Raw genomic sequence first — 6333 nt, forward strand, 5'->3', positions numbered from 1 at the left:
ATTGCAGACGTCATGCTGCGCGCAACGGGGACTCTTTGTACGGGAAGAGAATCTGCAAGTTGCCATTTGCGTCGAGCAGCGCATCGACCTCGCGTCGGACTTCAAGAATTGCGGGCTTGAATACCCTCCCCGTCGTCGTACCAGTAATGTCTTCGTGCCGCCTGAGCAGCGACCGAATCAGTTTCCCACGGGCCGCATGCGTAGCCAGTGGCCCGGAGAACGCTGCGCTAGTAACGCCGAAAGCTTGAGCTGCAATAAATTGCAGGTCGTCGAAGGCCGACAAACTCCACGCGTTGGAGGCAGGCGCTACATAGAGCGAACCGGACGGCTGCATCGGACCAAGTGACCACGTTGTGAGTTCGTGCGATATCTTCCTAAGATCGAGATCGAGCTGATGAAGACTCGTGATCACGCTGGGGCGCAGGTGGTTCTCGGCCTCCCTCTGGGCCGCCAGCCGTTCGGCTTTTTCTAGTTCGAGCTGGGCAATGAGATCAGCTCGATCATCCGCCCTCTGCTTGGCGTACATTCGCTGTGCATGGACTAATGCGCCCAAGGCAATACATGCCTGCAGCAGTGCGATCAAACCACTAATGACCTCGTTTTTGCTCATCGACTCCTCCTTTGAAATTCGTATCAAGCAATTAGATGCAGCATGTCGGCTCTGACTGTCTTGATGAATCAGGCGCTTTACATGACAAAGGTTGCTTTCACTCGTTTAGAAACGCGCATATATCATCAGCAGCGAACAGGTTTAGATTGATATCTTTTCCGAACTTCAAGCGGAGAACGCTAGGCTCACATGTGAACCACGACCAGGAACACAAGCACTAGATCGATCACCACTCGCCCAGACTTTATGTAAATGACTGGTTCCAATATAAAATATGAAAAGAAAGAACTACGAGTGCGCTCTAGATGACTGTCGCGAACCTCCCTATCTAGGCGGTCTCTGCAAGGCTCACCATCAAATCCGATCTGAGAGAGATGAGCTGCGGCAACAGGCGATTCGCACACTTCATAGGCTCACAATCTTCGAGGGCCCAGTTGAAGAGCCGTCGCTTCGCGAGGAACTACTTCGCATCAATCGATGGTGGGATCGAGCCTGCTTCTCGCTGATATATCGCATAACAGACGAGGTACTTGGAGATGAGGCCCGGTACGCTCAGGAATGGTGTATTTCGCTTGCTGAAGAAATCATCAAAGCGGAGAAAGCATTTCGCGCGGGGCTTCCCGCCCCCGCCACACTGGAGTTCGAGCGCAGCTTAGTCTGGAGTCGCTTTGCCAACCTGGAAGCGGGCATGATGAGTAACGGCGCAAAGCGCTCACCCCAACTCGCATCCTCCGCTCCGGCACGGAAAAATAGAGGCAGCAGCCAATACTAGTAGCTGGACAGTAAGATCGAGCCGACTACTGCTAGCACTCCGGTCCGGCCATTTGGCAATTGGGCGTCGCTTTCATCATCTTGGGCTCTCACTGTCCACGGTGCTGATGGCGCTCGCTGCGGAAAGGTAGCTGATCCTCGCCATCCGGGAATCTAAAGGGCCAAAGATCCGTCTTGTCTAAGGCGTTATAGGACGTAAGGACTGCCAGCATCATCTCCCGCTGCGACTCGGGCCCGTCGATTGGCAATCCCCGTGGCGGGAGCGGAAAGTACTGATTATTTAGTCTCGTGCGCCACAACTCGATGAAAATGCACGCATGGTGAAGCATCAAAGCTTCTGACGTGGGATTCTTCTGAAGATGGCGCTTCCGATCACGAGCCTTCTGCCAATCGTACTTGGTAATGTCTTTCCGCGCGTCCTCAAGCCATGTCAGCCATTCGGAAAGCGTTTTGACCCTCAGGGAATCATAAAGCCGACGAAGCGCGGCCTCATCAAGTTCTTCGCTTAGCTCGGTTGCTCTATCGGATACGTGCCAAGGATGCCAAGCATTCTCTTGTGCAAAGTCATGGTTGTCATACGACACGACCTGGGCCTCATGCACTTTGGGAGAAGACTAGTCTACTAGCCCGTGTGCTTGCATGGTGTTGTCACGCTGGACTTATTTCTGTTTACAGGGTGGCTGGACAAGCCACGGCGTCAGTGAAGTAGTCCGTCCCGAAGCATTGGCGGCGATGCGCCGCCCTTTCGGCCAACAATGCGGTGCCGTCTAGGCTTCCGAGCGCAAGGCAGTAGGGCATCCCTACGCGCCACAGCCTTGATAATCTGCGCTCCTCAGTTTGCCTGAGCTGCATTCACTCAATCTTTGATCGTGGCCCGCTCCGGAGCTGCGGATGATCCCGACGTCCCCCCGCGTTCAGTAGCAGGCGGTTTTGGAATCCGAGGTTAATGTAACGGCCTTTGCGGCCAACTGCTTTGCATAGCTGGCGGGCGTCAGTCCGCCGAGCGCTTTCTTCGGTCGCTCCTCGTTGTACTCACGGACCCAGGCGTTGATCACCGCCTGCGCGTGCGCGAGGCTGACGAACCAGTGCTCGTTGAGGCATTCATCGCGCAGGCGTCCGTTGAAAGATTCGACGTAGGCGTTCTGATTGGGCTTGCCCGGTTCGATCTGTCGCAGCGTGACGCCGTTTCGATGTGCCCAGGTCAGCATGGCCTTGCCGATCAGTTCGCGGCCGTTGTCCGAGCGGATCACCGACGGCTTGCCGCGACGCGCGCAAACTTCGTCGAGCATCCGCGTGAGCTGGTGGCCGCCGATGCTGTGCTGAGCCATCACGGCAACCGCTTCGTGCGTCGCGTCGTCGACGATGACCAGACACTTGAGCGCGCGACCCGATGCGATCCGGTCGAAGATGAAATCGATCGACCAGATCTCGTTCGCCGCGCTGGGACGGATCAGCGGCTGACGGTTCGCTGGCGGTACCTTCTTTCGGCGACGCCGGCGCACATGCAGTTTCTCCAGTGCGTACAGCCGATCCACGCGCTTGTGGTTCACCTGCAGGCCATCCTGCCGCAGCTTCAGGTAGATCATCTCCGCGCCGTAACGCCGATATTTCTGCGCCAGCGCCACGATCTTCCGCCGAAGATCGACGTTGCGGTCCGGCGCTGGCACGTAGCGCAGCGAACTGGCACTCATGCCGATCGCCGTCAGCGCACGTCGCTCTGTCAGTCCCAGCGATTTCATCTCCCACACCGCCTCGCGTCGAGCCGGTGCGGTCATCACTTTTTTCGCAGAACCTCACGGATCACCTCCGTTTCCAGAAGGCTCTCCGCCAGCATCTTCTTCAGTCGCGCGTTCTCGACTTCCAGCGCCTTCAGCCGTTTGGCATCCGACACGTCCATGCCGCCGAACTTGCTCCGCCACAGGTAGTAGCTGGCGTCCGAGAACCCGTGCCGCCGGCACAGCTCCTTGATCGGCACGCCGGCATCCGCTTCCTTCAGAAATCCGATGATCTGCTCTTCGCTGAACCGCTTCTTCACGTCCAATCTCCTTGATGTCAGGGATTGGATTCCAAACCGGGCCGCTACTCAACTACGGGGGGACGTCGATCCTTGAGCATCGTTTTTACCAGAGAAAAATCGTCATTCGAGGAGCACACATAACGCTCACTCCCTGCCACTTGTAGCGAGTTAAAGTTGATCACGTTGTCTCCGCCAAACATAGCGGGGCATCCGTGGGTTATCGCGTAGTCGAGTGCGAGAATCCCTTCGAGATCAACTTTGCCGCGCTTGCCTGCGTCATCACCTGATTGGCGCTGGCGCCGTGCAGCATCTCGGACAATATTCACTAATGTTGGGCACCAAATTGCCAGGGAGCGCGTTGACGAGAGTGGGAAATAGATTTCAATGCCCTCCGACTCCAAACCCGACTCTCCCGGATGCAGGCTATTTTGGCGAACGAACGGATTGTCTCCGAGCATGAATGGCCTTATCGGCGTAGTCGCGACCAGCAACCATGGTTTGCTGAGGAATGCACGAGAAAACAGTTGCGGTGCTTTCATCATAAAGCTCACCGTCTGCGTTTTGGACTCGTTATCCGAGATATCCGCAATGAGCTGAGCCACCTGAGTCCCTGGCTCCACGGTGTTGCCGTCTCGTTCCAGACGCTCTCTTAGAAGCTTGGGAAACTCGTTCCACTGTTCGCGAAAGGCTTTGGTTCGCGTCAACTGCACCGAGAGAAAAGCAGCAATTGTCTCCCTGTCCTCTGAGCTGAGAACGACCAGCGAATCTGCCTTTAGAACGCCTTCAATGATTGGCTTCGTAGCGCTCTCGATCTGAGACAAGAACGGCTCAAAGCTCACTACCTCGCCGTCCATAGTAAAGTCGTAAAAGCGGCCCTCACAGGCGACATTTTTTGCGTTTGTGCAAAAGCTACGGCCGGTCCATTTATCGAAGACGTGAACTTGATCCTTTTTCCCCGCCCCAAAGTTACGAAGCAAGAACTGTGGAACGTAATGTTGGATCTTTGTTTCGGGCATTGGCGTAGGCGTGATCCCTACAGTTAAGGATCTGAAAGCCGCATTCGAAAAGCTCTGGATCGAAAACCGCGCGATTAACAAGACAGCTGTCGGAATACTCTTCAAACACCGGCAACCAAAGAAGCCGCTTCGTCTGGCAAAAGTTGGCGGGCCACAGACTCGTGCTGTTAGGGGCAGCGTTGAGGAATGCTCGCGGACGAGCGTCATCGATCTGTGGCCCGCCGAGGCAATGATATCCCGGCCGCAGGTGGTTGCTACAGGGCTATTCGGTCAGTGCCGCCACCCGACGCTGGGCCTCGCGCTTTCCGACGGTCGCAAGATTCGCAAAAGCCTCAAGCGGTGCGCTCCGCGGTAAGGACAGTCCTTTCTCGTAGTTGTAAATGGACAGCGGAGAGACACCAAGCAATTGGCTGAAGGCCTTCTGGGATAGCCCAAGTTTTTGCCGGCGTTGGCGGCATAGTTCTGCGGTGAAGCGTGGCGCATGTCGACGCTCTTTCTTCGGCTTGAGCGCCCTCGCCTTCACTGCACGTTTCTGCTCCGTTAGTTGGCGCTTTAGTTTCAAGAGCTCTGCGCGCAATTGAGCATTCACTTGTCGCTGCCCATGTAGCGATTTTTGGAGCGGCAAGAGCTGATGGCGCACTATCCGCTTGGCTACGCGCTCAATCTCCACTTTGATAGCGCTCGCGATGTTCATGCATGTTCCGGTTGTAATGATGTGTGAACAGCTTACTCTCCATGAGAGTGGGCGCGATGTGGGGGCGTTCAGAGCGGACAATACCTGGGAGCAAATACCGTGGCAGCTGAGATAATGGTCCCGCTGCAAAACAGTCGCCTTCACCTGGTTCGATGGCTGCGCAAACAGAGCATTCCCTTGCCGCTTCGCAGCGAGGGGCGCCGAAAGCACCATGTCGAGAAGTGGGTTCTTTTTAGGCTGATTGCCACGCTAGCGCAGCGGGATAAACTCACCTACCCTCTAGAAATTCAGAAGAGCGAGCGCCCTGACTTTGACCTAATTCAGGGAGGCTTGACGATCGGCATTGAGGTGACCGAGGCCCTGCCGGCTAATTACGCCGAGCACCAAATCCTTCAAGAGCGGGAATTTCCCGAGGCGCTAATGGAGCCTGGGCACTTTCGCGCTGGGCACGTGCCGCGAGATACGCAGCGATCCATTCTCGCGAGCGGTAGGCTGACAGCCGCCCCGTATATGGGGGACGCGGTCGAGCAGGAGTGGGCCAAGAACATCTCGGATGCTATCACCGGAAAATGCGAGAAACTCGCCGGATTTCGACCGCAAGCTGAAACTTGGTTGCTCATAAAGAACAGCCTTCCGCTTCACAGTAGTGAAATCGAGAAAGCACTGCGCTATTTGCGGCCTGCCTTGGGTTCGATTTGGTCCACCAAGCCAACTTTTGAGCGAATTTACATCGATCACGGGACAAACGCGCTGATCGTTCTGACACCAGCGCAGCAACACGTCGAGGCGATTCTGGATTTGTGGTGGCCCAGGAAATCTGGCTGGAAGTCTCCATCGATGGCGCTATTTGCGGTCGCCCTTCTTGCTGCCGGGGCTTTAGGCTGGATTGTTTTCAGCCATCGATGAAGCCAGGCTTGGTTACCTCTTCAGCGGCTTCGACGGCAAGCAACGTCCCTACAGATCCAAACCGAACTCGGCTTTTGAGAGCCGCCTAGCTCGGCGCCCCGCTACGGCCGCGCGACTGATCCAAACAATCGTTGAGCGCCCTACCCGACCACCCGCCGTTTTGATTCCTCCCTAACTCCGAATCCAACCGAGCGCGCACGTAGGCGGCAACAGGCATTCGGCTATTCGTGAAGTTCTGGCCGCCGGCGCGCGTCAAGATAGTTGTCGCCTCAGTCATGCAGCCAATCGCTGTTTGGTTGTAGCGCCTGATGAGTTCGGC

The 6333-nt window shown here is 56.2% G+C and carries 6 protein-coding genes; 1 reads left to right on the forward strand and 5 read right to left on the reverse strand.

Features of this window, described 5'->3' with window-relative positions:
* Positions 1 to 10: 10 nt before the first annotated feature.
* From AC3WUM_RS16325 to AC3WUM_RS16345, 5 genes are all read right to left on the reverse strand, one after another.
* Positions 11 to 610, reverse strand: a complete 600-nt coding sequence (locus AC3WUM_RS16325) for a hypothetical protein (RefSeq protein ID WP_492411393.1) — start codon at positions 608 to 610, stop codon at positions 11 to 13.
* 860 nt (positions 611 to 1470) lie between these two features.
* Entirely contained in the window at positions 1471 to 1965 is a 495-nt protein-coding gene (locus AC3WUM_RS16330; protein ID WP_492411395.1) for a hypothetical protein, read from the reverse strand.
* A 330-nt stretch (positions 1966 to 2295) separates the two neighbouring features.
* A protein-coding gene (locus AC3WUM_RS16335) for an IS3 family transposase (RefSeq protein ID WP_157534484.1) occupies positions 2296 to 3416 on the reverse strand; the annotation gives its coding sequence in 2 pieces (ribosomal slippage) (positions 2296 to 3158 and positions 3158 to 3416; 1122 coding nt in all).
* A gap of 44 nt (positions 3417 to 3460) precedes the next feature.
* Complete coding sequence (locus AC3WUM_RS16340) at positions 3461 to 4414, reverse strand: DUF4238 domain-containing protein (protein ID WP_492411397.1); 954 nt, start codon at positions 4412 to 4414, stop codon at positions 3461 to 3463.
* 262 nt (positions 4415 to 4676) lie between these two features.
* Positions 4677 to 5108 (reverse strand): helix-turn-helix domain-containing protein, encoded by a 432-nt coding sequence (locus AC3WUM_RS16345; RefSeq protein WP_492411398.1) that lies wholly within the window; start codon positions 5106 to 5108, stop codon positions 4677 to 4679.
* A gap of 99 nt (positions 5109 to 5207) precedes the next feature.
* Between AC3WUM_RS16345 and AC3WUM_RS16350 the strand changes: the two genes are divergently transcribed.
* The gene (locus tag AC3WUM_RS16350) at positions 5208 to 6014 is read left to right on the forward strand and encodes a hypothetical protein (protein ID WP_492411400.1); all 807 of its coding nucleotides are present in this window, start codon (positions 5208 to 5210) and stop codon (positions 6012 to 6014) included.
* Positions 6015 to 6333: the final 319 nt, after the last annotated feature.

The sequence above is a fragment of the Hydrocarboniphaga sp. FW305-C-57 genome (assembly GCF_058783045.1).

Bases quoted from the DNA above. Each gene is read 5' to 3' on its own strand.
- AC3WUM_RS16325 (WP_492411393.1), bottom strand. From the start codon at position 610: ATGAGCAAAAACGAGGTCATTAGTGGTTTGATCGCACTGCTGCAGGCA.
- AC3WUM_RS16340 (WP_492411397.1), bottom strand. From the start codon at position 4,414: ATGCCCGAAACAAAGATCCAACATTACGTTCCACAGTTCTTGCTTCGT.
- AC3WUM_RS16345 (WP_492411398.1), bottom strand. From the start codon at position 5,108: ATGAACATCGCGAGCGCTATCAAAGTGGAGATTGAGCGCGTAGCCAAG.